At 65.7% G+C, this 21024-nt stretch carries 22 protein-coding genes; 9 read left to right on the top strand and 13 right to left on the bottom strand.

Going from position 1 to position 21024, the window contains the following annotated elements; all coding sequences use genetic code 11:
• Window positions 1-61: 61 nt before the first annotated feature.
• The gene (locus AC066S_RS20835) at window positions 62-868 is read right to left on the bottom strand and encodes a Crp/Fnr family transcriptional regulator (RefSeq protein WP_164718989.1); all 807 of its coding nucleotides are present in this window, start codon (window positions 866-868) and stop codon (window positions 62-64) included.
• A 248-nt stretch (window positions 869-1116) separates the two neighbouring features.
• A complete protein-coding gene (locus tag AC066S_RS20830; protein WP_478270487.1) occupies window positions 1117-2196 on the bottom strand; it encodes a SecDF P1 head subdomain-containing protein in 1080 nt (359 codons plus the stop codon).
• 248 nt (window positions 2197-2444) lie between these two features.
• Between AC066S_RS20830 and AC066S_RS20825 the strand changes: the two genes are divergently transcribed.
• Both AC066S_RS20825 and AC066S_RS20820 read left to right on the top strand, forming a co-directional pair.
• The gene (locus tag AC066S_RS20825) at window positions 2445-4352 is read left to right on the top strand and encodes an acyl-CoA synthetase (protein WP_478270486.1); all 1908 of its coding nucleotides are present in this window, start codon (window positions 2445-2447) and stop codon (window positions 4350-4352) included.
• A 198-nt stretch (window positions 4353-4550) separates the two neighbouring features.
• The gene (locus AC066S_RS20820) at window positions 4551-6353 is read left to right on the top strand and encodes a caspase family protein (RefSeq protein WP_126260882.1); all 1803 of its coding nucleotides are present in this window, start codon (window positions 4551-4553) and stop codon (window positions 6351-6353) included.
• A 133-nt stretch (window positions 6354-6486) separates the two neighbouring features.
• Here the strand turns inward: AC066S_RS20820 and AC066S_RS20815 are convergent, their stop codons facing one another.
• The gene (locus AC066S_RS20815; RefSeq protein ID WP_478270485.1) at window positions 6487-7659 is read right to left on the bottom strand and encodes a M20 aminoacylase family protein; all 1173 of its coding nucleotides are present in this window, start codon (window positions 7657-7659) and stop codon (window positions 6487-6489) included.
• A gap of 110 nt (window positions 7660-7769) precedes the next feature.
• Window positions 7770-9077, bottom strand: coding sequence for an adenylosuccinate lyase (gene purB, locus AC066S_RS20810; protein ID WP_478270484.1), 1308 nt, complete (start codon window positions 9075-9077; stop codon window positions 7770-7772).
• Window positions 9078-9632: 555 nt separating this feature from the next.
• Here purB and AC066S_RS20805 point away from each other — a divergent pair.
• A complete protein-coding gene (locus AC066S_RS20805) occupies window positions 9633-10220 on the top strand; it encodes a TetR/AcrR family transcriptional regulator (RefSeq protein ID WP_126260885.1) in 588 nt (195 codons plus the stop codon).
• A 35-nt stretch (window positions 10221-10255) separates the two neighbouring features.
• Here AC066S_RS20805 and AC066S_RS20800 read toward each other — a convergent pair whose 3' ends face one another.
• The 3 genes from AC066S_RS20800 to AC066S_RS20790 all read right to left on the bottom strand — a co-directional run bounded on the left by AC066S_RS20800 (window position 10256) and on the right by AC066S_RS20790 (window position 12701).
• Entirely contained in the window at window positions 10256-10561 is a 306-nt protein-coding gene (locus AC066S_RS20800; protein WP_478270483.1) for a hypothetical protein, read from the bottom strand.
• Window positions 10562-10672: 111 nt separating this feature from the next.
• Window positions 10673-11323, bottom strand: coding sequence for a response regulator (locus AC066S_RS20795; protein ID WP_126260887.1), 651 nt, complete (start codon window positions 11321-11323; stop codon window positions 10673-10675).
• A 7-nt stretch (window positions 11324-11330) separates the two neighbouring features.
• On the bottom strand, window positions 11331-12701 hold the full coding sequence (locus AC066S_RS20790) for a sensor histidine kinase (protein ID WP_478270482.1): 1371 nt from the start codon (window positions 12699-12701) through the stop codon (window positions 11331-11333).
• Between the two features lie 201 nt (window positions 12702-12902).
• Here AC066S_RS20790 and AC066S_RS20785 point away from each other — a divergent pair, with 201 nt between their 5' ends.
• From AC066S_RS20785 to AC066S_RS20765, 5 genes are all read left to right on the top strand, one after another.
• Window positions 12903-13685: a MotA/TolQ/ExbB proton channel family protein gene (locus AC066S_RS20785; protein ID WP_126260889.1), complete on the top strand. Its 783-nt coding sequence runs from the start codon at window positions 12903-12905 to the stop codon at window positions 13683-13685.
• Entirely contained in the window at window positions 13682-14368 is a 687-nt protein-coding gene (locus AC066S_RS20780; RefSeq protein ID WP_478270481.1) for a hypothetical protein, read from the top strand. Before AC066S_RS20785 ends, AC066S_RS20780 begins: the two co-directional genes overlap by 4 nt.
• Entirely contained in the window at window positions 14361-14966 is a 606-nt protein-coding gene (locus tag AC066S_RS20775) for a hypothetical protein (RefSeq protein ID WP_126260891.1), read from the top strand. Before AC066S_RS20780 ends, AC066S_RS20775 begins: the two co-directional genes overlap by 8 nt.
• Window positions 14967-15081: 115 nt before the next feature.
• Window positions 15082-15822 carry a metallophosphoesterase family protein gene (locus tag AC066S_RS20770; RefSeq protein WP_478270480.1) on the top strand — a complete coding sequence of 247 codons (741 nt, stop codon included), beginning with the start codon at window positions 15082-15084 and terminating at the stop codon, window positions 15820-15822.
• A 5-nt stretch (window positions 15823-15827) separates the two neighbouring features.
• Window positions 15828-17279 (top strand): protein kinase domain-containing protein, encoded by a 1452-nt coding sequence (locus tag AC066S_RS20765; protein WP_478270479.1) that lies wholly within the window; start codon window positions 15828-15830, stop codon window positions 17277-17279.
• Window positions 17280-17305: 26 nt separating this feature from the next.
• Here the strand turns inward: AC066S_RS20765 and AC066S_RS20760 are convergent, their stop codons facing one another.
• From AC066S_RS20760 to rpe, 4 genes are all read right to left on the bottom strand, one after another.
• Window positions 17306-17494 carry a hypothetical protein gene (locus AC066S_RS20760; protein WP_135169189.1) on the bottom strand — a complete coding sequence of 63 codons (189 nt, stop codon included), beginning with the start codon at window positions 17492-17494 and terminating at the stop codon, window positions 17306-17308.
• A 23-nt stretch (window positions 17495-17517) separates the two neighbouring features.
• Window positions 17518-17697 carry a hypothetical protein gene (locus AC066S_RS20755; RefSeq protein ID WP_135163108.1) on the bottom strand — a complete coding sequence of 60 codons (180 nt, stop codon included), beginning with the start codon at window positions 17695-17697 and terminating at the stop codon, window positions 17518-17520.
• A 5-nt stretch (window positions 17698-17702) separates the two neighbouring features.
• Window positions 17703-17846, bottom strand: a complete 144-nt coding sequence (locus AC066S_RS20750; RefSeq protein ID WP_167767473.1) for a hypothetical protein — start codon at window positions 17844-17846, stop codon at window positions 17703-17705.
• A gap of 163 nt (window positions 17847-18009) precedes the next feature.
• On the bottom strand, window positions 18010-18711 hold the full coding sequence (rpe, locus tag AC066S_RS20745) for a ribulose-phosphate 3-epimerase (RefSeq protein WP_135169191.1): 702 nt from the start codon (window positions 18709-18711) through the stop codon (window positions 18010-18012).
• Between the two features lie 250 nt (window positions 18712-18961).
• On the opposite strand from rpe, the gene AC066S_RS20740 reads away from it, so the two are divergent.
• Window positions 18962-19750 carry an EF-hand domain-containing protein gene (locus tag AC066S_RS20740; protein WP_478270478.1) on the top strand — a complete coding sequence of 263 codons (789 nt, stop codon included), beginning with the start codon at window positions 18962-18964 and terminating at the stop codon, window positions 19748-19750.
• 12 nt (window positions 19751-19762) lie between these two features.
• Here AC066S_RS20740 and AC066S_RS20735 read toward each other — a convergent pair whose 3' ends face one another.
• Window positions 19763-19975 (bottom strand): KTSC domain-containing protein, encoded by a 213-nt coding sequence (locus AC066S_RS20735; RefSeq protein ID WP_478270477.1) that lies wholly within the window; start codon window positions 19973-19975, stop codon window positions 19763-19765.
• Between the two features lie 51 nt (window positions 19976-20026).
• Complete coding sequence (locus AC066S_RS20730; protein WP_478270476.1) at window positions 20027-21022, bottom strand: P1 family peptidase; 996 nt, start codon at window positions 21020-21022, stop codon at window positions 20027-20029.
• Between the last annotated feature and the right edge of the window lie 2 nt (window positions 21023-21024).

Genomic DNA, 21024 nt, shown 5'->3' with positions numbered 1-21024 from the left:
GGACGGCGGCATCCGCAGAAGTCCCGGGGGCCGACATGACGCGGCCCGGCGCGGGCCGCGTTCACGCGATCCTGTTCGTCGTGGCTGCCCGTTCCGTAGCCAGCTGCTTCTGCAAGCGATCGATGTTCTGCAGGAGGCGCTGGCTGGTCAGCACCAGGAAGTAATAGCCGAACTGCGGATCCTGGAAGTAGATCTCGAGCAGCCGGTCATAGGTGATCGTCAGCACCTGGCCGTCCTCGATACATTCGACCGTGCCGGTGCGCCGGTTGTCCGGCGTGAGGAAGCCGAGCTCGCCCATCAGCGCTCCGGGCCCGATCTCGACGTTGATCTCCTTGACCAGGAACTTGCCGGTGACCGTGAGGAACATCTCCTTTGCGGGATCGCGCAGCTTGAACAGCGTGTCGCCGCGGCGATATTTGCGCTCGGTCATGAACGGCTTGAGCCATTCGATCGACATGTCGCCTTCGGCGGCATGGCGCGCCTTCTTGACCAGCTTGAGCATCTGCCGGAGGCGCAGGGCGTTGATCGGAAGCATCAGCAGATAGAGCAGGAATGTTGCGACGTTGGCGGAGAGCGCGCCGAAGATGGCAAAGAACGCGCAGCCGATCATGTTGGCGACGCGCAGCGGCACCATCGTCCGCATCAAGAGCGTGGCGACAAAGAAGACCGCCCCGACCACGGCGAACATATTGGCCAGCGTGATGTTGCTGACGAAGATCTCCAGCAGGCGGTCGAAGATCGCGTCGTAGGTGACGTTGTTGGGATCGAGGCCCATCTGAACCAGGATCTTCGCGATCCTGAGATTGTCCGTGGCCGCGTCGAGAATGCGGTCAAGGATCGAGGAAATGTCTGCGCTGCCGGACGGCATGGTACTAACCCCGCGTAAGGCCTTCAGTCCTGGTCGTGTGCTCGACACCTATAGCCGAAATCGCACGACGGCCGGCTGAAATGAAGCCTTCGGCCGCCATGTCGCAAGAGGCAAATTCTAGCCCGATCGGGGCTTTCGGCAATTGCCCGTTGGTGCCCACCAGGCTGTGGCGCGCCGTGATTCGGGCAGGGGCCGGCGTCGCGGAGGCGGCTGCATGCCCCAGGCGGGGGCGCCGGACGATCTTCGCCTTACGGCTTGGCGGCGGGCTGCACGACCTGCTGCTCGACGAGCCCAAGGCGCCCCGGCAGCGAAGCGGCCCGCAGCATCATGGCGATGCTGTTGGCTTCTTCCAGTGTCAGGTTTCCGGAGATCTGGCCGGAGCCGCCGGTGATCGGCTCGCGGATCTCGGGAGCCGAGACGACCTTGTCGTCGAGCACGATGGCGAAGGGTTTGCCGACGTTCTCGCTGGTGATGTGGGCAAAGCGCCGCGTGCCGCGGCCGTTGAAACGGAACGAGGCGACGGGCTCTTTCGTGCCGCTTGCAAATCCCGGACCCGCATAGCTGATGTCGTCCCCGTCGAGCGCGCTGTGCTTGGCGACGAGATAGGGTTTGTTGTCCTTGAAGCCGAGCAGAACTTCCGTACCGTCCGGCGGCGCGCCCCGCTGCGCCTGCTCGGCGGGCATCGAGAGGTCGACCTGGCGGAAGCTGACCTTGACCTTCCTGGCGAAGATCGCGGTGATGCGCTCGGGCTCCGTCATGCCGGGCAGGAAGATGCGAATGCGATCTGTCCCCTCGGGTTGGACGCTGGCGAGCGTGACGCCGGCGTCCTTGAGGCGCTGCTCGATCATGGCGATGCAATCGTCGACCAGCTCGTGCAGCCGCGCGGCGGATGCAGCCTCGGTCGGCGCCAGCCTGATCAGCCCGTCGCCACTGCCGGTGACGGCGAGCGCGTGCGTGGGCAAGCCCTCCGCTGCCGAAGCGAGCTTGCGTGTAAGCTGTTCGCGGCCCTTCGCGTCGGGGATATTCACCTCGACGCGGCCGTCGCGGATCGCGAGTCCGGAGAAGGCGATCCGGCCCTCGCGCAGGGCCTTGTAGACGTCGTCGCGCAGCTCCGCGACGACTGCCTCGCGCAAGCCGTCGGTGTCCACCCTGTAGACGATGCGCGATCCGCCCAGCTTCTCCATCTTCTCGGCGATGAAGGCCGCGACCTTGGCTCGCATCTTGTCGAGCTGGGCGTCGGCCGACGCCGCACCCGGCATGGCGATCGCCGCTGCCATGGCGAGCGCTACGCGCAGCCTGGTGATGAAGTTGCTCCGATGCATGGGCATGATCACCTCAAGTCTTGCGGCAGGACGCTGGCCGGCGAATCCGACGCCAGTTCTTGGTCCCGGAATTGGGTGTGGAGGTTCAATTCCGGTGTCGATCGAGGCGGCCGCCGCGGCGAGTAGGCCATGGACGAACGGCAAATCATCCATCATTCTGCGCTCGCTCGACCGGCGATCGGTCGAGGCCTCGCCGAACAAAATGTCAAAAGACAGCGGGCGAGGGACATGCATCTGAGGGAGGACGGAATTCCATGGCGGGCATCCATGCGCTCGATCGGCTTATCGGCAACGACTATCCGGAGCTTTTGACGGACGCGGACGTCCGCGCCTTCGAACAGGTCCCTTACGCAGAGCGCGTTGCGGCCGAGAGCACCTATGACGCCATCAAGCTGGGTGCTGAGCGCAACCCCGACGGCGCGGCGATCCAGTTCCTGCAGAACGCCGATCCCGCCGACACGCCGGTCGTGGTCACGTACCGCGATTTCATCGCGCGCGTCACGCAGGCCGCCAACATGTTTCACGCGCTCGGCGCGGAAAAGGACGACGTCATCAGCTTCATGCTGCCGCTGGTGCCCGATGCCTTCGTGACGCTGTTCGGCGCGGAGGCCGCCGGCATCGCCAATCCGGTCAATCCGCTGCTCGAGCCGCACCAGATCGCGGAAATCCTGGAAGCTGCGAACACCAAGATCCTGGTGGCGCTCGGGCCGATGCCGGGCACCGACATCTGGCAGAAGGTCGAGCAGATCCGCCCCCAGCTCAAGCACCTCAAGGCGATCGTGCAGGTGTTCGGCGGCGGCGATCCCGACAAGGGCATCTTCGCCTTTGGGGACCTCATCAAGCAGCAGCCGTCCGACCGGCTCGTCAGCGGGCGCAAGATTGCCGGCCGTGACATCGCCGCCTATTTCCACACCGGCGGCACCACCGGCACGCCGAAGCTGGTGCGGCACACCCATGCCAACCAAGTCTATCAGGCCTGGGCGCTCAATCTGCTGCTGAAGGGAAAGCCCGGCGCCAATCTGCTGTTCGGCATGCCGCTGTTTCACGTCGGGGGCTCCTTGACGCAGGTGCTGACGATGCTGTCGAGCGGAGGCTCGCTGGTCGTGCTGTCGCCGAGCGGCTGGCGCAATCCGAATGCGGTGAAGAACATCTGGGGACTGGTCGAGCGCTTCAAGCCCGAGGCGCTGTCGAGCGTGCCGACGGTGCTGGCCGCGACACTCGCGGTGCCGCCTGGCAATGCGGATATCTCCAGCCTGAAATATGCCGCCGGCGGCGGCTCGGCGATCCCCGTTGCTGTCGGCTCGGCGATCCAGGACAAGCTGAAGCTGCCGGTGGTCGAGGTCTACGGCATGACCGAGACCTCGAGCGTGCACACGCTGGCTTATCCGTCACGACCGATCCGGCTCGGCTCGGTCGGCTTGCCGATGCCTTATTCGCGCGTGCGCATCGTGCAGCTGGACGCCAACGGCCGCCTGATCCGCGACTGCAAGCCGGACGAGATCGGCGTCGTCATCATGGCCGGGCCCGGCGTGTTCGGCGGCTATCTCAACGACGAGCACAACAAGGGCGCCTTCATCGACGAGGTCTGGGTCAATTCCGGCGATCTCGGTCGGCTCGATGCTGACGGCTATCTCTGGATCACCGGCCGCGCCAAGGACCTCGTGATCCGCGGCGGCCACAACATCGACCCGGCGCCGATCGAGGAGATCATGTTCCGCCATCCCGCCGTCGGCTTCGCCGCCGTGGTCGGCCAGCCCGACGCCTATGCCGGCGAATTGCCCGTGGGATACGTGCAGCTGAAGCCGGGCACCAAGGTCGAGCCGGGCGAGTTGGAATCGTGGGTTCGCGAGCGCACGCCGGAGCGCGCCGCCGTTCCAGTGCAGGTCATTCCGATCGATCCGATGCCGGTGACGGGAGTCGGCAAGGTGTTCAAGCCGCAGCTGCGCTGGGACGCGGCCGAGCGCGTGTTCACCAAGGTGCTGGCGCCGCTGGTCGAGCGCGGCATCGATTGCAGGGTCAAGGTCGGCGCCCATGGCAGTCACGGCTCGATCGCGACTGTGACGCTTGCTGGTGTGCCGCCGGATCAGCGCGAGACGATTGCGGGCGAGGTGCACGCTCTGCTCGCGCCGTTCGTGATGCGGCACGAGGTGGTGCAGGTGTAGCGCCCATTTGGCTTACTGAAATCGGACAGGAAGGGGACGCATCGGCACGTTATCCATATCGAAGTCGGGGGCCTTTATGTGATGGATATCACATAAGAAGGATTGGAAATCGGCGACGCTAGCGAATAGTCTCATGGAATTGCATCCTGGGGGACGCAAGTGATTCCGCTTCGGCTATTTGTTTTGTTGATGTTGGCGATGGGCTTTGCCTGCGGACCGGCGCATGCCGACCGGCGGGTGGCGCTCGTCATCGGAAATTCCGCCTACAAGAGCGCACCCAAGCTCGGCAACCCTGCGAACGATGCCACCCTGGTTGGAGGCATGTTCAAGAAGGCTGGCTTCGATTCCGTCGATGTCAGGCTGGATCTCAATGCCAGCGAGATGCGGCGGATGTTGCGCGAGTTCGCGGGCAGGACGCGCGATGCCGACATGGCGGTAATTTATTACGCCGGGCACGGCATCGAGCTCGACGGAACCAACTATCTCATTCCGACCGACGCGACGCTGGAGACCGACGGCGACGTTCTCGACGAGACTATTCCGGTCGAGCGTGCGCTCTTTGCGGTCGAGCCCGCCAAGCAACTGCGTCTGATCATCCTGGACGCGTGCCGCGACAATCCATTCGCGAAGTCGATGAAGCGCACGCTGGCCTCGCGCGCGATCGGACGCGGCCTCGCCAAGGTCGAGCCGACCAGCCCTAACACCATGATTGCCTTCGCGGCTAAGGCGGGATCGACCGCCTCCGACGGCGATTCCAGAAACAGCCCGTTCGCCGCCGCACTGGTCGAGCACCTGCCGAAGCCGGGACTTGACCTGCGCAAGGCCTTCGGTTTCGTGCGCGACGACGTGCTCAAGGGCACGGGCTACAAGCAGGAGCCTTATGTGTACGGCTCGCTCGGCGGCGACGACGTGCCCCTCGTCGCGAAGCAAGCCCCAACCGGTCCCCAGGCTAACCCGCAGGAGGCCGTGCGCAGGGACTATGAGCTCGCGCTCCAACTGGCCACGCGCGATGCCTGGGAAGCCTTTCTGGCGGCGTATCCGGACGGCTTCTACGCCAACCTCGCCAAGGGCCAGTTGAACAAGATCGGCGCCGAAGAGACGCGCGCTGCCGCTGAACAAAAAGCGAAGACAGCCGAGCAGGAAAAGGCGAGGCTCATCGCCGAGCGAGCCCAGAAGGCCGAGCAGGAGAAGGCGGCTGCTGCGGCCAAGGCCGCCGAAGAGGCGCGCATCGCGGCAGAGAAACAGAAGCAGATCGAGCAGGCGAAGGCCGAAGCAGCCGAGCACCAGCGTAAGCTGGCTGAGGCGGCGGCGGCGAAAGCCTTGGCCGAAAAGCAGGCGGCGGAAAAAGCCAAGGCCGAGCTGGCTGCCCGGCAGGCCGCCGAGAAGTCCGAGCAAGCGGCAAAACCGGCACCTGACAGGCAGATACCCGAGGTCGAGAGCAAGAAAGTCGCCGCGCTCTCGGCTGGGGCAACCGCGACATTGTCCGCGACTGACCTCAGCAAGTCCGTACAGAGCGAGCTGCGCCGCGTCGGCTGCCTGACGTCCGCCGCAGAGGGCGAGTGGACGTCGGCCGCGCAGCGTTCGCTGACGCTCTTCAACAAATATGCCGGCACCCAGTTCGACGTGAAGCTCGCCAGTATCGACGCGCTCGATGCGCTCAAGGCGAAGCCGGGACGGGTCTGTCCGCTGGTGTGCAATTTCGGCTTCAAGGCCGACGGTGACCAATGCGTGAAGATCGCTTGCCGCCCGGGCTATCGCGTCGGCGACGACAACGAATGCGAGAAGATCCAGGAGAAGAAGCCGGTCGCGACGCGCGAGGACCCGAGGAGGCGCGATCAGGACCGGAAAGAGGCGGAATCTGCGGCACCGAAGTCGCAAGCGTCCGGTCAGATGATCTGCAATCAAGCCGGCTGCAGACCGGTCGCAAAGGGTTGCCGCCTTGGTACGGTGCCCAGTCCAGGGAGTGGGGTCGTGAAGATCACTGGCGAGATCTGCAACTGACCAGCCGGGCTTGGCTCGCCGAAGGCTTCCCCTAAAGCGCGATGCGATTGGGATGAATCGTCATCGCGCTTTAGGTTGATGTTTGAGCATGATCTTTTCGGAAAACCGCTGCGCACTTTTCCGGATCATTGCTTTAGCTCGCCGGCATTCGCGTCTCGACCAGTCGTGCCCAGAACGAGGCGCCGTGGCCCAAAATGTTGTCGTTGAAGACATAGGCCGGGTGGTGGCACTCGTTGCCGTCGCCCATGCCGACCAGCACCATCGCGCCGGGACGCGCCTCCAGCATGAAGGAGAAGTCCTCGGCGCCCATCATCGGGATGAACTTGTCGTTGACGCGATCGGCGCCGACGATGTCGCGGGCGACGTCGGCGGCAAGGCCGGCCTCGCGGGCATGGTTCATGGTCACCGGATACATCCGCGTGTATTTGGTCTCGGCCGAGCCGCCATAGGCGCGGGCGACGCTCTCGGCGACTTCGCCGATGCGGCGCTCGACGAGATCGCGCACCTCGGGATCGAGCGTGCGCACGGTGCCGCCGAGTTCGGCGATCTCGGGGATGATGTTGAAGGCCGTGCCGGAGTGGAATTGCGTGATCGAGATGACCGCCGACTTCAACGGATCGACGTTGCGCGCCACGATCGATTGTAGCGCACCCACGATCTGCGAGCCGATCAGCACGCTGTCGACGGATTTGTGCGGACCGGCGCCGGCGTGGCCGCCCTTGCCGTGGACGGTGATCTGAATGTTGTCGGAGGAGGCCAGCATCGCGCCGGGCGTGGTTGCGAAATGCCCCTCCGGCAGGCCCGGCATGTTGTGCATGCCGTAGACCTCCTGGATGTTCCAGCGCGTCATCAGCCCGTCCTCGACCATGGCCTTGCCGCCGCCGCCGCCTTCCTCGGCGGGCTGGAAGATCACGACCGCGGTGCCATCGAAATTGCGCGTCTCGGTGAGGTACTTTGCGGCGCCGAGCAGCATCGCGGTGTGGCCGTCATGGCCGCAGGCATGCATCTTGCCGGGGACCTTCGACGCATAGGGCACGCCCGACGTCTCCATGATCGGCAACGCGTCCATGTCGGCGCGCAGGCCAATGGTCTTGCCGGAGGCGGATTTGCGGCCGCGGATCACGCCGACCACGCCGGTGCGGCCGATGCCGGTCACCACCTCGTCGCAGCCGAACTCGCGCAGCTTGTCGGCGACGATGCCGGCGGTGCGGTGGACTTCGTAGAGCAGCTCGGGGTTCTCGTGGAAGTCATGGCGCCAGGCGGCCATTTCGTCGGAGAGGGCGGCAACGCGGTTGACGATGGGCATGGGGGATCCGTTTTGTTGGTTGTAGCCCGGATGAGCGGAGCGACATCCGGGATCTTTCGCGAGAGTTTTCCCGGGTATCGCTGCGCTCACCCGGGCTACGAAGGCGACGATCAGCTCTCGCCGAACACGCGCTTGAAGATCGTATCGACGTGCTTGAGGTGATAGCCGAGGTCGAACTGCTCCTCGAGCTCGGCGTCCGAGAGATACTTCTTCACCTCGGCGTCCTGCTTCAAAAGCTGGAGGAAGTCGCCTTCGCCGCGCCAGACCGGCATGGCGTTGCGCTGCACCAGCTTGTAGGAATCCTCGCGGCTCGCGCCCTTCTGCGTCAGCGCCAGCAGCACGCGCTGCGAATGCACGAGGCCGCCGAGGCGGTCGAGGTTCTTCTGCATGTTGGCGGGGTACACCAGCAGCTTGTCGATCAGGCCGGCGAGGCGCACCAGCGCGAAGTCGAGCGTGACGGTCGCATCCGGGCCCATCATGCGCTCGGCCGAGGAGTGCGAGATGTCGCGCTCGTGCCAGAGCACGACGTTCTCCAGCGCCGGCGTCACATAGGCGCGCACCATGCGGGAGAGCCCGGTGAGGTTCTCCGACAGCACCGGGTTGCGCTTGTGCGGCATGGCGGAGGAGCCCTTCTGCCCCTCGGAGAAGAACTCTTCGGCCTCCAGCACCTCGGTGCGCTGCATATGGCGGATCTCGACCGCGATTCGCTCGATCGAGGAGGCGATCACGCCGAGGGTCGAGAAGTACATCGCGTGGCGGTCGCGCGGGATCACCTGGGTCGAGATCGGCTCGGGGACGAGGCCCATGGCTTTCGCAACGTGCTCTTCGACCCGCGGATCGATCTGCGCGAAGGTGCCGACCGCGCCGGAGATGGCGCAGGTCGCGACCTCTTTCCGTGCGGCGATCAGGCGCTCCTTGGCGCGGGTGAACTCGGCATAGGCGTAAGCGAGCTTGAGGCCGAAGGTCACCGGCTCGGCATGGATGCCGTGGCTGCGGCCGATGGTCGGCGTCATCTTGTGCTCGAAAGCGCGCTTCTTCAGCGCAGCCAGCACCTTGTCGAGGTCGGCGAGCAAGAGGTCCGCGGCACGGGTGAGCTGGACGTTGAGGCAGGTGTCGAGCACGTCGGAGGAGGTCATGCCCTGGTGCACGAAGCGCGCCTCGGGCCCGACGATCTCGGCGAGGTGGGTGAGGAAGGCGATGACGTCGTGCTTGGTCTCGCGCTCGATCTCGTCGATGCGGGCGACGTCGAAGGTGGCATTCCTGGCCTTGGCCCAGACCGTCTTGGCGGCCTCCTTGGGGATGGTTCCGAGCTCGGCGAGCGCGTCCGCCGCGTGCGCCTCGATCTCGAACCAGATCTTGAACCGGGTCTGCGGCTCCCAGATCGAGGCCATTTCGGGACGAGTATAGCGGGGGATCATTGGGCGGCTCCAGGAAGGTGGGCGGGCGATCCTGAGGAGGCGGCGCCGGCCAAAATGCTTTTTACGCCGTGATTTAACAGAGCGGAGAGGGCGAAACAAACGATCTGGCCCGCGGGAGAGGGGGCATCGCCGAGCTATCCACCGGACTGGCCCGCAGGGATGGCTGCCCCGGCCGCAAAAATTAACTGTCAATCACGGATCATTGACTGACAGATATTGAAATCTGTCAGCGAGACGTGTATATCCGTTCCCGGACGCTCCGATTGGGCGTCCCGCGACAAGCCCCGGCGAGCCCGACATCCGAAGCGGATCGGAGGGCGAATTGAAGAACCGGGACCCGCGGACGAATGGAGACTTAAGACAATGACGACCGAAATCCTCAATCTGACCGGCGTGATTGGGCATTGGCTCAATTTGCTGGTGGCGCGCCAGATCGCGGCGCAGGCTGCAAAACTGCCTCATTAGGGCATAGGCTTTCCGAAACGACCGGCCAGGGCGCTTCGGAAGCAGCCCTACTGCCGGGAAACTGAGCCCGAACGGGAACATGGTGCTGGCATGAATGAAGCTGTTGTCTTGACGCCGGAGCGGATCCTCGACGTTACCGAGGACGTGCTCAGGCGGTTTGGACTTGCCAAGGCCACCGTGGTCGACGTGGCCCGTGCGCTCGATGTGAGCCACGGCAGCGTCTACCGCCATTTCCCGAGCAAGGCCTCGCTGCGCGAGGCCGTCGCCAAGCGCTGGCTGGACCGCATCGACACGCCGTTGCGCGCCATCGTCGAGGAGCAGGGCCCGGCGCCGGACAGGCTCGCGCGCTGGCTGCGCACGCTGTTCGCTGCCAAGCGTTCGCGCGTGCTCGACGACCCGGAAATGTTCGAGACCTACCTGACGCTGGCGCGCGAGGCCTGTGCGGCCGTGAAGTGTCACAAGGACACCATGATCGACCAGATCGCGGCGATCCTGGGCGACGGCGTGAAGCAGGGCGTGTTTGACGTCGCCGACACGAAGATCACGGCGCGCGCGATCTTCGATGCGACCGTCCGTTTCCACCATCCGGCTCATGCCGAGGAGTGGAAGGATGCCGACCTTCCCGCGCGCGTCGACGCGACGCTGGCGCTGCTGCTGCGCGGTCTGAAGGCGGCCTAAAGCCGCAGGACTCATTCAATTCGCGGTGCGGCCGATCAACCTCTCGCCTTGTGAAGAAGGGCGCCGTTTTGAAGCAAGGGCGATGAAGCCGAATGTCTTCGCGCTTGGAGGGCAGGATCGGACGATGGCACGACCGGCGGACTCTCCGGATATACATTGACCGCGATCTCGACGGCGTCTTTTGACCGCTTTCGAAGACGGTAGAATGTCAGCTCCTGATCGAGCATCGGGCAGCGGAAGTGGACGGCGGCGGTGTCGGGCAGGCGGCAGAGTTCGTCGATCAGCTCGCCTACCGTGATAATGGGGGGATGGTCGACTGACTTGTGATGACCCTTACTCATGACCCTGTACTCCTTCATTGCCGGGTTAACCGGAGCCGGATGGTCTCCGTTCCAATTTCGTTCGGCAGATTGAGAAGCTTCGGGGGCCAAACCGGTGCGGCAGCTCTGCTGCTAGATCCTCGTCAGACCGCACGTCGCGGCAAGCCGCACCAGCTGCGCATCCGTGCGTGCGCCGGTCTTGGTCTTGATCAGGTAGTGATAGTTCTGCACCGTCTTCACACTGAGATTGAGATGCGCCGCGATCTGCTCGGTGGTGGCGCCGCCGGCGAACTGGCGCAGGATCTCGATCTCGCGTTCCCCCAACTGATCCAGCACTGAACCCGACGACAGGCTGTCCTCGGCGAGGACATGCGCGATGTCGTCGCTCATGGCACGTTCGCCGCGGGCGACGGCCCGGATGGCACCGACCACGGCGGACGGCTCGCTGCTCTTGGTAACGAAGCCGCTGGCGCCGGCGCTGAAGGCGGCTTTCACCAGCACGGCCTCGTTGTGCATGGTAAAGACGAGGATCCGCGCCCGCGGGCTGCGCGCGCGGATGTTGCGGATCGCCTCCAGCCCGCTCGCGCCCGGCATCGAGATGTCGAGCACCACGACGTCGGGGTCATGCGCCTTGAAGGCGCCATAGGCGTCCGCGGCGTTGTCGGCTTCCGCCACGACATGCAGATCGCCCTGGCTTTCCAGCACGCGCCGGTAGCCTTGCCGGACGATCGGATGGTCGTCGACCAGCAGCACGGAGATGCCTGTTGCTGCCACCTCGCTCATGTCGGCCTCACGCGGCGAGCGGGATGGTGGCGGCGACGCTGAGGCCGCCGCGGGCAGGCAGGATCGAGAGCGATCCGCCGGCCGCATTGACGCGCTCGCGGATGCCGGTCAGGCCGAAGCCGGCCGACTGTGCGACGCGCGCCGCATCGCCGCCGCCGTCGTCCTCGACCCGGATCAGCAGCGCGTTGTCGTCGCCGGTCCGGCGTTCGATGCGCAAGGAAATCTCGCGGGCCGCGCTGTGACGCAGCGCGTTGGTCAGGCATTCCTGCGCCACGCGATAGGCGGTGGTGGCGGCCGCTCCCCGCACGTCCGTCAGGTCGCCTCTGAGGTCGAGCCGGATCGTCGGCCGCGCCGCGCTCTGCGAGCGCCAGCTGTCGACGAGATTGACGAGGCTCGCCTCGAGCCCGAGCTCCTCGGGCAGAGGATTGCGCAGGCGCTTCAGCGCATCGCGGAGCGAGGCCATCAGGTGATGGGTGGCCTGCGAGATCATGCGCGCATCCTGTGCGATGCCGATGTCGGCGTTTCCCTTCTTGCTCGCCGTCTCGATCGTGTTGGCGAAGGCGAGAATGGCGGACAGATTCTGCCCGAACTCGTCGTGCAGCTCGCGGGCGAGGGCGCGGCGCTCGTCCTCGCGGATCTCGATCAGGCGCCGCGTCAGCGCGGCGCGCTGCTCGGTGGCTTCCTCCAGGCGGTCGCCGAGCTCCTCGACGGCGCCGCCGATCATCGCCAGCTCCATCGAGCGGAAGCGCGGCAGTCTGGTGCGATATTGTCCGCGCGCCATGCGTTGCAGCGCCGTCACGATCGCGCGCGCCGGGGCCAGCGCATGCGCGATCGCGAGCGATGCCAGCAGTGCGATCGCCGCCGCCATCAACAGCGCCACATCGATCACGTTGAGGATGTACTCCCAGGCGAGCGAGATCGCGGCGGCGGCATCCGGCGTCGCGACCACCGTGCCGGCGGAAGCGGCGCGGGGACTGACGGGCCGCACCACCTCGGCGTGGCTGCCGAGGAAAATCGGCACGACGGCGGCGAACCAGCGCGGCGGAGTCTTGCCCAGCCCCTCGCTCTGGCCGCAGAGCGGCTTCTCGAATGCCGCGGCGGGCTGGAACTCGACGCAGACGCCGGGCGCGATCAGCTTCATGGTCTCCAGGGTGCGCCAGTCCGGAACGGGCAGGATATGCTCGCGGGCCCTGCTGCTACGCAACAAAAGCTCGCGCCAATAAAGCGCCTGAAGCGCCTGCGCGACCCGCTGCGCCGAGGCTGCGGTCGACCGATCGACGCTGCGATAGGCATCGAACGTGGCCCAAATGGTTGCCGCGCCAAGGCACAGGGCCACGATGAGCAGCAGACGGGCGACAAGCTGAAGCACGAGGCGCATGCGATCACCCTCGACGTTTGATAAGGTCAGCCTAACAACGCCGCCGCGCCTTGCCAATTGCGGGGTTCGGCAGGGATTGCAGCTCGGGCAAATTTCCCAAGCCGGATTGGGCATGGGTCTTTGGACCTGATACGGCCGCTTTGATCTAATCGGGTGGAAATCTTGATGGGCCAATCGTTGCGGCCCGAGGAGCGTTGCAGCATGAGTTCGATGACGATTGGACCGATCGCGTCGGCCGCGACCGACCCGTCCGAGCGCAGCGCGCTGCTGTTCTGGATGATCTTCACCGGGCTCTCGATCTTCGCCGTCGTGCTGCTGTGGCGGTTCGGTTTGATCCATCTGATGCTGACCTCTGACCGCACCTACATCTCCAGCGTCATCGCGCTGCTCTACGTCGTCACCTGCGGCCATTGCTTCCTGCGCACGCGGGCGATCGCGCGAGAGGGCGCGGCGGCGCGGCGTTGCCGGGCGGCGCTCGCGGCCCCCGATGGCGGCAAGGTGCTCGATGCGCGTGCGGCGGCGTTGCCGCGCGGGCTGGTGCGGGATCACATCGAAAGCCTGGTGACCAAGGCCGCGGCGCAGGATTATCGCCCGGTGGATCAGACGCTGCTGCTGCGAACGCTCGCCGATCGGCTGCGCGGCTCCAACGGGTTCGGCGCCTTCGTCTCGGACACGCTGATGAAGCTCGGCCTGCTCGGCACTATCATCGGCTTCATCATCATGCTGGCACCGATCGCGGGGCTCGATGCCGCCGACAAGGTCGCGATGCGCTCCTCGATGGGGCTGATGAGCGACGGCATGGCGGTCGCGATGTACACGACGCTCGCCGGCCTCGTCGGCTCGATCCTGGTCCGCATCCAGTATTACATGCTGGATGCGGCGACCCAGCGCGTGTTCTCGGATGCGGTGGTGCTGACCGAGACCTATGTGACGCCGGTGCTCGAGCGCAAGGGCGCGGCAATCAAGGGCGCCACCCCGCCATGATGGATGATTTCGGTCTCTATCCGCGCGAGGAGCCGTTCGACCCCCTGGGCGTGATGCTGTTCAAGGCGCTCCAGGTGATCGCGTTCCTGTTCTTCCTGGCGCTGCTCGCGGTCTCTCCGGACGCCAAGGAGGGCAAGATCGACTCCAAGGCCGAGTTCATGATCACGTTGGACTGGCCGGACAATCACCCCGACGATCTCGACCTGTTCGTGCAGGATCCCGCCGGCAACATCGCCTGGTACCGCCACCGCGAGGCCGGCTTCCTCACCCTCGACCGCGACGACCGCGGCGGGGCCAACGACTTCATCATGGTCGCCGGCAAGAAGATCGCCTCGCCGATCCGCGAGGAGATCGTCACGGTGCGCGGCATCCTCGCCGGCGAATACACCGTCAACATCTCGCATTTCGTGGCGACGACCGGCGAGCCCGTCACGGCCAATGTGAAGGTGCAGAAGCTCAATCCGACGGCGCAGGTGGTGTTCGACAACAAGTTCACGCTCGATCACACCGGCGACGAGAAGACCGCGGTCCGGTTCCGGATCGATGACGAGGGCAAGGTCGTCAACGTGGACCAGCGGCCGAAATCGCTGCTGGAGACGTTCCGCAGCGGCTGGCGCAACGGCGCCGATCTCGACCCGCGGACAGGAGTGAGCAGGAATCCTATGAGGATACGCCGTGACTGATCTGCAGACAGTCATCCTGACGCTGTCGGTCGCCTACGCCGTGATCGGCGCGCTGCTGCTGGTCGTGCTGGTCTATGCGCGCCTGCACTGGTCGCTGAAGGCGGTCGCGGTGATCGTGACCAGCGCCTTCTATGTCGTCAGCTTCACCGAGATGCGCGGGCTGCTCGGCTGGGCCAGTTCCGACCGGCTGCCGGCGACCTTCAAGCTGCTGAAGGCCCGCATCGTCGAGCCGCATTCGCTTCAGGGCGATCCCGGCTCGATCTATCTCTGGGTCGAGCAGCTCGACGAGGACAATCGCCCGAGCGGCATCCCGCGGGCCTTCCGCGTGCCCTACAACGACAGGCTCGCCGACAAGACCCATGCCGCGGAGAACGAGATCGCGCTCGGACATCCGCAAGGCGGCCGCGCCGCCGATTTCGGCGGCGGCGATGGAAGCATCATCGACATGGTCCGCGAATATGTGACGCCCAAGACGATCTTGGAGACGACCGGCGGCGATTCCTCGACCGGCGAGTTCATCGCTCCGCCGGCCGGTGCGCAAGGCGCCGTGTTCACCCCGCTGCCGCCGCCCCGAATGCCCCCGAAGGACGAGCAATAGGCTCGTCACCATCGCCCGCAGGGCGCTGGTAATCCGCGCGGCGCTGGCGCATCTTCTTGACCTCCCTCAATTTGGCCCTGTCGGCCTTCAATAAGAATTCGAGGGTGGAGGGTGTGTGCTCCTAGCTGTCTTTTCGGATATCCATGGCAACAGGCAGGCCTTCGAGGCCTGCCTGTTGGTCGCCCGTGCGAAGGGCGCGGAGCAATTCGTCCTGCTCGGCGATTTCGTCGGCTATGGCGCCGATCCGGAATGGGTTGTGGATACCGCGATGGAGCTCGTTGCCCAAGGTGCTGTCGCCGTGCGCGGCAATCACGACCAGGCGGTCAATTCCTCCGCAGAGACGATGAACGCCGAGGCGCAGGTCGCGATCGAATGGACCCGCGGCCGGCTCGACACCGCGCAGCGGCGGTTCCTGACCGAATTGCCGATGCTGGTCGAGGACGGCGATCGGCTCTTTGTGCATTCGGAAGCCTCACACCCCCAGCGCTGGCACTATGTCCGCTCGACGGTGGAGGCCGCCAAGAGCCTGATCGCGACACCGGCCCATGTCACGTTCTGCGGCCATGTCCATCGTCCCGCGCTCTATTCGATGTCGGTGACGGCGAAGATGACGAGCTTCGTGCCGAAGACCGACGTCCCGGTGCAGCTCTTGCGCGGACGGCAATGGCTCGCCGTGCTCGGCTCGGTCGGCCAGCCCCGCGACGGCGATCCGTCGGCAGCTTTCGTCTTGTTCGATACCGAATCGTGCCAGATCACCTATTGCCGCGCGCCCTATGACGTCGCGACCGCGGCGGGCAGAATTCGCGACAACGGTCTGCCGCATTGGCTCGCCGACCGGCTCTCGCAGGGGCGCTGAAGGCAATGCCGAAGCCTCTGGTCAAATCCGGCGCGGTGATCGATGGCTACACCATCGGCGAATGCGTTCATGCCGGCGGCATGGCAACGCTGTGGACCGTCACCCATCCCGGCATCGACGTGCCGCTGCTGATGAAGATCCCGCGGGTCTCGGAGGGCGAGGACCCCGCCGCGATCGTCTCCTTCGAGATGGAGATGATGATCCTGCCGCGGCTTGCGGGCCCGCACGTCCCGACCTGTTTCGGCACCGGCGATTTCGCGCACCAGGCCTATGTCGTGATCGAGCGCATCGGTGGCGCCACGCTCTACAAGCGGCTGCCCGAGCTGCCGTTGCCCTATGACGAAGCGCGGCAGCTCGTCGCCAGGATCGCGAGCGCGCTGGCCGATCTACACCGGCAGAACGTGATCCATCACGACATCAAGCCGAGCAGCATCATGTTCCGCGAGAGCGGCGAGGCCGTGCTGATTGATTACGGCCTGTCGCACCACAACCACCTGCCGGATCTGTTGCAGGCGGAGTTCCGCCTGCCTTACGGCACCGCGCCCTACATGGCGCCCGAGCGGCTGTCGGGCGTGCGCGACGATCCGCGCAGCGACCTGTTTTCGCTCGGCGTGCTGCTGTATTTCTTCACCACCGGCGAGCGGCCGTTCGGCGAGGGCGAGACGCTGCGCGCGATGCGGCGCCGGCTGTGGCGCGATCCGCATCCGCCGCGCAAGCTTCGCGCCGACTATCCGCCCTGGCTCCAGGAGGTGGTGCTGCGGTGTCTCGAGATCGAGCCGGTGTGGCGCTATCCGACGGCGTCCCAGCTCGCCTTCGATCTCACCCATCCCGACCAGGTCAAGCTCACCACGCGCTCGGAGCGGGTCAAACGCGACCCGCTCAGCGTCGCCTGGCGTCGCCGGTTCAATCTGGGCGTCATGGCGCCGCGCGCGAAATCGGATGTCGCCGCCCAGATCGCATCGAGCCCGATCCTCGCTGTCGCGCTCGATACGGTGGAAGGCGCACCGGAGCTCAACGAGGCGCTGCGCGTGACCACCGAGCGCATCCTCGCCACCCTGCCGTCAGCGCGGCTCGCCTGCGTCAACGTGCTCAAGCTGAGCCGGATCGCGGTCGACCGTACCTTGGACGAGCAGGGGTCCAACAAGCATATCGACCGCCTGGTGGCACTCCGGCATTGGGCGACGCCGCTCAAATTGGATGAGAGCCGGCTGACGGCTCATGTGCTGGAGGCGGTCGATCCCGCCGCCGCGATCCTGGAGTTCGCCGAGGTCAACCAGGTCGACCACGTCATCATCGGAGCGCGGCAAGACTCATTCAGGCGCGCGCTGCTCGGCAGCGTATCGGCCAAGGTCGCTTCGGAAGCCAGGTGCACCGTCACGGTGGTGCGGCCGCCGCGGATGGCTGGCGACGCCGGCGAGACCGATGCCGGCGAAGCACCGGGCGCAGCACCGGCTTAGGCTGCCTGCCGACTTGAACGGGGGGATCAGGCGTGGGCGGACTGAGCGACCCGCTTGCGGCGGATCGGCCAGGAGAATTGCGGGCCGGGCTCGCCGTGATCCGCGCTGCCGCCGAAATACTGAATGATCTCGCGGCAGGGCTCGCAATTGAACAGGTTACGCGACGCGGATGCCTTGGTCATTTCCTTCAGGCAGTTCGGGCAGTGCGGTTTCATGGGTAAATCCAAAAAAAGAAGTGTCAGTGTCGGTGCTGCGAGGCCAACGAATGATCGAGGTCCGTCGTGTCGAGCCTGACGTCGCCGTCCATCGCCCCATCGGTGCGCTCGAGGCGGCCGAAGAAATAATCAAGACCCGGATGTGGGCGGCGCGGGATCCGGCACCTGCGCTTCGGCTGGCGCTTCACGAGCGTGATCTGCATGGCGCTCAACCCCGACGACGATGAAGCTGGAAGACGCGGGCAGGGGTCTTGGCCTTCACCGGTCGCGCCACATGCAGGCTGCGGGCCGCAATCGCCGCATTGAACGCCAACCACAACGCTACGCCAGTCCAGAGCAGGATCGCCGTCATGATGTCCTCCCGTCAAAAGCAGGCAGGAATCACTTGCGGTGATTTGCGCGAATCAGTGAAGCCCGGATGAGTACGGATCAAGACTGCAATTTCAGGCATTGCGCATTGCAATACCCGTCAGAGCCGCAGATTTTTCTACGGTCCGCCGGCGTCCTGATGCAGCTCAAATCGCTTCGCCGCGGGCTCCTAGCGCCGCGTTGCGGATCGCGGCGATGTTGGCTTTGTAGGCATCCTGCGTGCCGCCCCGGAATACGGATGTGCCGGCGACGAAGGCGTTGGCGCCGGCCGCAGCCAGCGCGCCGGCGACATCGGGGCCGACCCCGCCGTCGACCTCGATGTCGATCGGGCGTCCCGCCGTCATCGCGCGGATGTCGCGGATCTTTCCGATCGTGGAGGGAATGAAGGCCTGGCCGCCGAAGCCGGGATTGACCGACATCACCAGCACGAGGTCGACGAGATCGAGCACGTATTCGAGCGCGCTGACCGGCGTGCCTGGATTGAGCGAGACCCCGGCCTTCTTGCCGAGCGCGCGGATCGCCTGCAGCGAGCGGTGCAGATGGGGGCCGGCCTCCGCATGCACGGTGATGTGGTCGCAGCCGGCTTTCGCAAAGGCCTCGAGATAGGGGTCACACGGCGAGATCATCAGATGCGCGTCGAACACCTTCTTCGTGTGCGGGCGCATTGCCTTGATGATGTCGGGACCGTAGGAAATGTTGGGAACGAAGTGACCGTCCATCACGTCGAGATGGATCCAGTCGGCGCCGGCGGCGTCCACGGCGCGCACCTCCTCGCCGAGCCTGGAGAAATCCGAAGCCAGGATCGAGGGCGCGATGGCCAGGGGGCGTGGGGTGAAGGCTTGGGTCATGGCGGTTTCCGGTGGCGGCCGTGAAAGATGGGCCTCGCCTAACATGGGCCTCCATGGCGGGCAATGCAGGGCAGGCGTGCTTGCTGTGGGCGGAAAATTCTGCCGCGACCGGCACGAATTGCCGGTGTTCCCCGGCCGTCCAAGGCGCGGCGGAGCCGGATTTCATTGACCTTTTTGCGCTGGCACGACGCTTGCTGACATCGCCTGCAGAACATTGGCGGCGGCATGCCGCATCGGTTGGAGTTGTGCAATGTTGTTTGCCCTTGGGGCCGTCGGGGCCGTATCGAGTGCGCTCGACGCGATTCAGTCGCTGACAAACTCGAAATCGTCCTCTTCGACGCACAAGACGGGATCGGCGCAGAGCGCGACCAATCCGTTCGCGATCGACAGCGGTAGCAGCGTTACGACCAGCGGCGCGACCTCGTCGGTCAACTCGGGCAATTGCGCGCAGATTTCGCCGGAAACGATGAGCGCGCTGATCGCCGCGCAGAGCCAATCGTCCGACGGCAGCAGCGAGGCGACCTCGACTTCGTCGACCTCGACGTCGAAAGGCCGGGATGCTGCGCTCAAGGATCTGTTCTCGCAGATCGATGCGGATGGCGACGGCAACATCACCAAGTCCGAGTTCGAGGACGCGCTGGGCGCAGGCGGGACCAACCTCGCGCAGGCCGACGACGTGTTCTCCAAGCTGGATGCGAACTCCGACGGCGACGTCAGTCTCGACGAGATGTCGAAGGCCCTGAGGAGCGGTCACCACGGCCACCATCAGGCGCAAGGTGCCGGCGGCTCCGGCGATGGATCGGATTCCTCGTCGAAGTCCGGCGGCGGATCGACCTCGACGACGACGACCGCTGCCGACGGCTCGACCACCACCACCGTTACCTATGCCGACGGCTTCAAGATGTCGACGACGGTGCCGGGCGCCTCCAGCGCCCGCAATTCGGCCTATGATCTGTTTGCGCAGTTGATGCAGCAGCAAGGCGGCCAAGGCCAGGGCTCTTCGGCGGCGGCCGGTTCGTCGATGTCGATGAGCGTCTGACCGGCATCCGGATCAGCCGGCATATTCGTTCGTGATGTCACGATAGACATAGCGGTCACGGATTACGTGGTTGAAGAACGCGCCCTTTGAGCGCGCGTCCCGGAACGCTGCGGCGACCTCGGGCGGAACGTCCTCGTAGACATAGAGGCGACCGCTGACGAAAGTCACCTTCAGCTCCCGCGTGTCGGGCGCATAGCGGAAGAACCGGATCACGTAAGACGGCATGGCAGTACACCTGGGAGCCGCCAGGGTAACGCCGTATCAGCCGTTTCGTTTCTAGCCGAATCGGTCCTGCCACGCCGGCTGCGCCCCCGGGAACGGCAGCGCGGTCGCGCTGTACACGGCGCGGCCGATCGCGCGCGCGACCACGTTGGCGGCGACGGTGCCGAGCTCGGTGAGGCCGACCAGCGGCTCGATCGGCTTCTCGCCGGTCGCCGCCGCGAACAGCACGTCGCCATCGGTCGGTGCGTGCACCGGATAGATGGCGCGGGCGAAGCCGGTGTGCGCGATCATCGCCAGCCGCTTGGCCTGAGGTTTGGTCAGCACCGCGTCGGTGACGACCGCGCCGATCGTGGTGTTTTCCCGCGCGCTCGCCGCCGGACCGCCCTTGATGCGCATGCGGAGCATGTCGTCGGTGAATGTGTCGGGCAGGCCGCGGCCGCCGAATTCGCCGCCGATCTCGAACGGCGCCGCCCAGAACCACGGCCCGTCGCCGACGGTAACGCTGCCCACCGCGTTGACGGCGACGATCGCGGCGACCTTCACGCCATCAGGTGTCACCGCCGAAGCCGAGCCGAGCCCGCCCTTGAATGTCGCGGTGGTGGCCCCTAAGCCGGCGCCGACGCTGCCGAGTGCGAAGTCGGTGCCGGCGGCAGCGGCCGCGGCGTAGCCGAGGTCGCGATAGGGCGAGAAGCGTCCCCAGGCCTTGTCACCGCCGTTGAGCAGATCGAACAGGATCGCGCCCGGCACGATCGGGATCAGGGCTTCGCGAACCCTGAAGCCGCGCCCCTGCTCGGCGAGCCAGGCCTGGACGCCGCCGCCGGCATCGAGACCGAAGGCGGAACCGCCGGACAGCGCGATCGCATCGACCCGCTCGACGGTGTTGGCGAGATCGAGCAGGGCGTCCTCGCGCGTGCCGGGACCGCCGCCGCGCACGTCGATCGCCGCGACCGCGGGGGAATCGAAGATGATCGCGGTGGTGCCGGTGGCGACTTTGGCATCCTCGGCATGGCCGACGCGGACCCCTGCAATGTCGGTGAGCAGATTCTTCAAGG

The sequence above is a fragment of the Bradyrhizobium sp. CFUWI genome (assembly GCF_056429085.1).
Note: the sequence above shows the minus strand (reverse complement) of the source record. Positions and strands in the feature narration are given on the sequence as shown.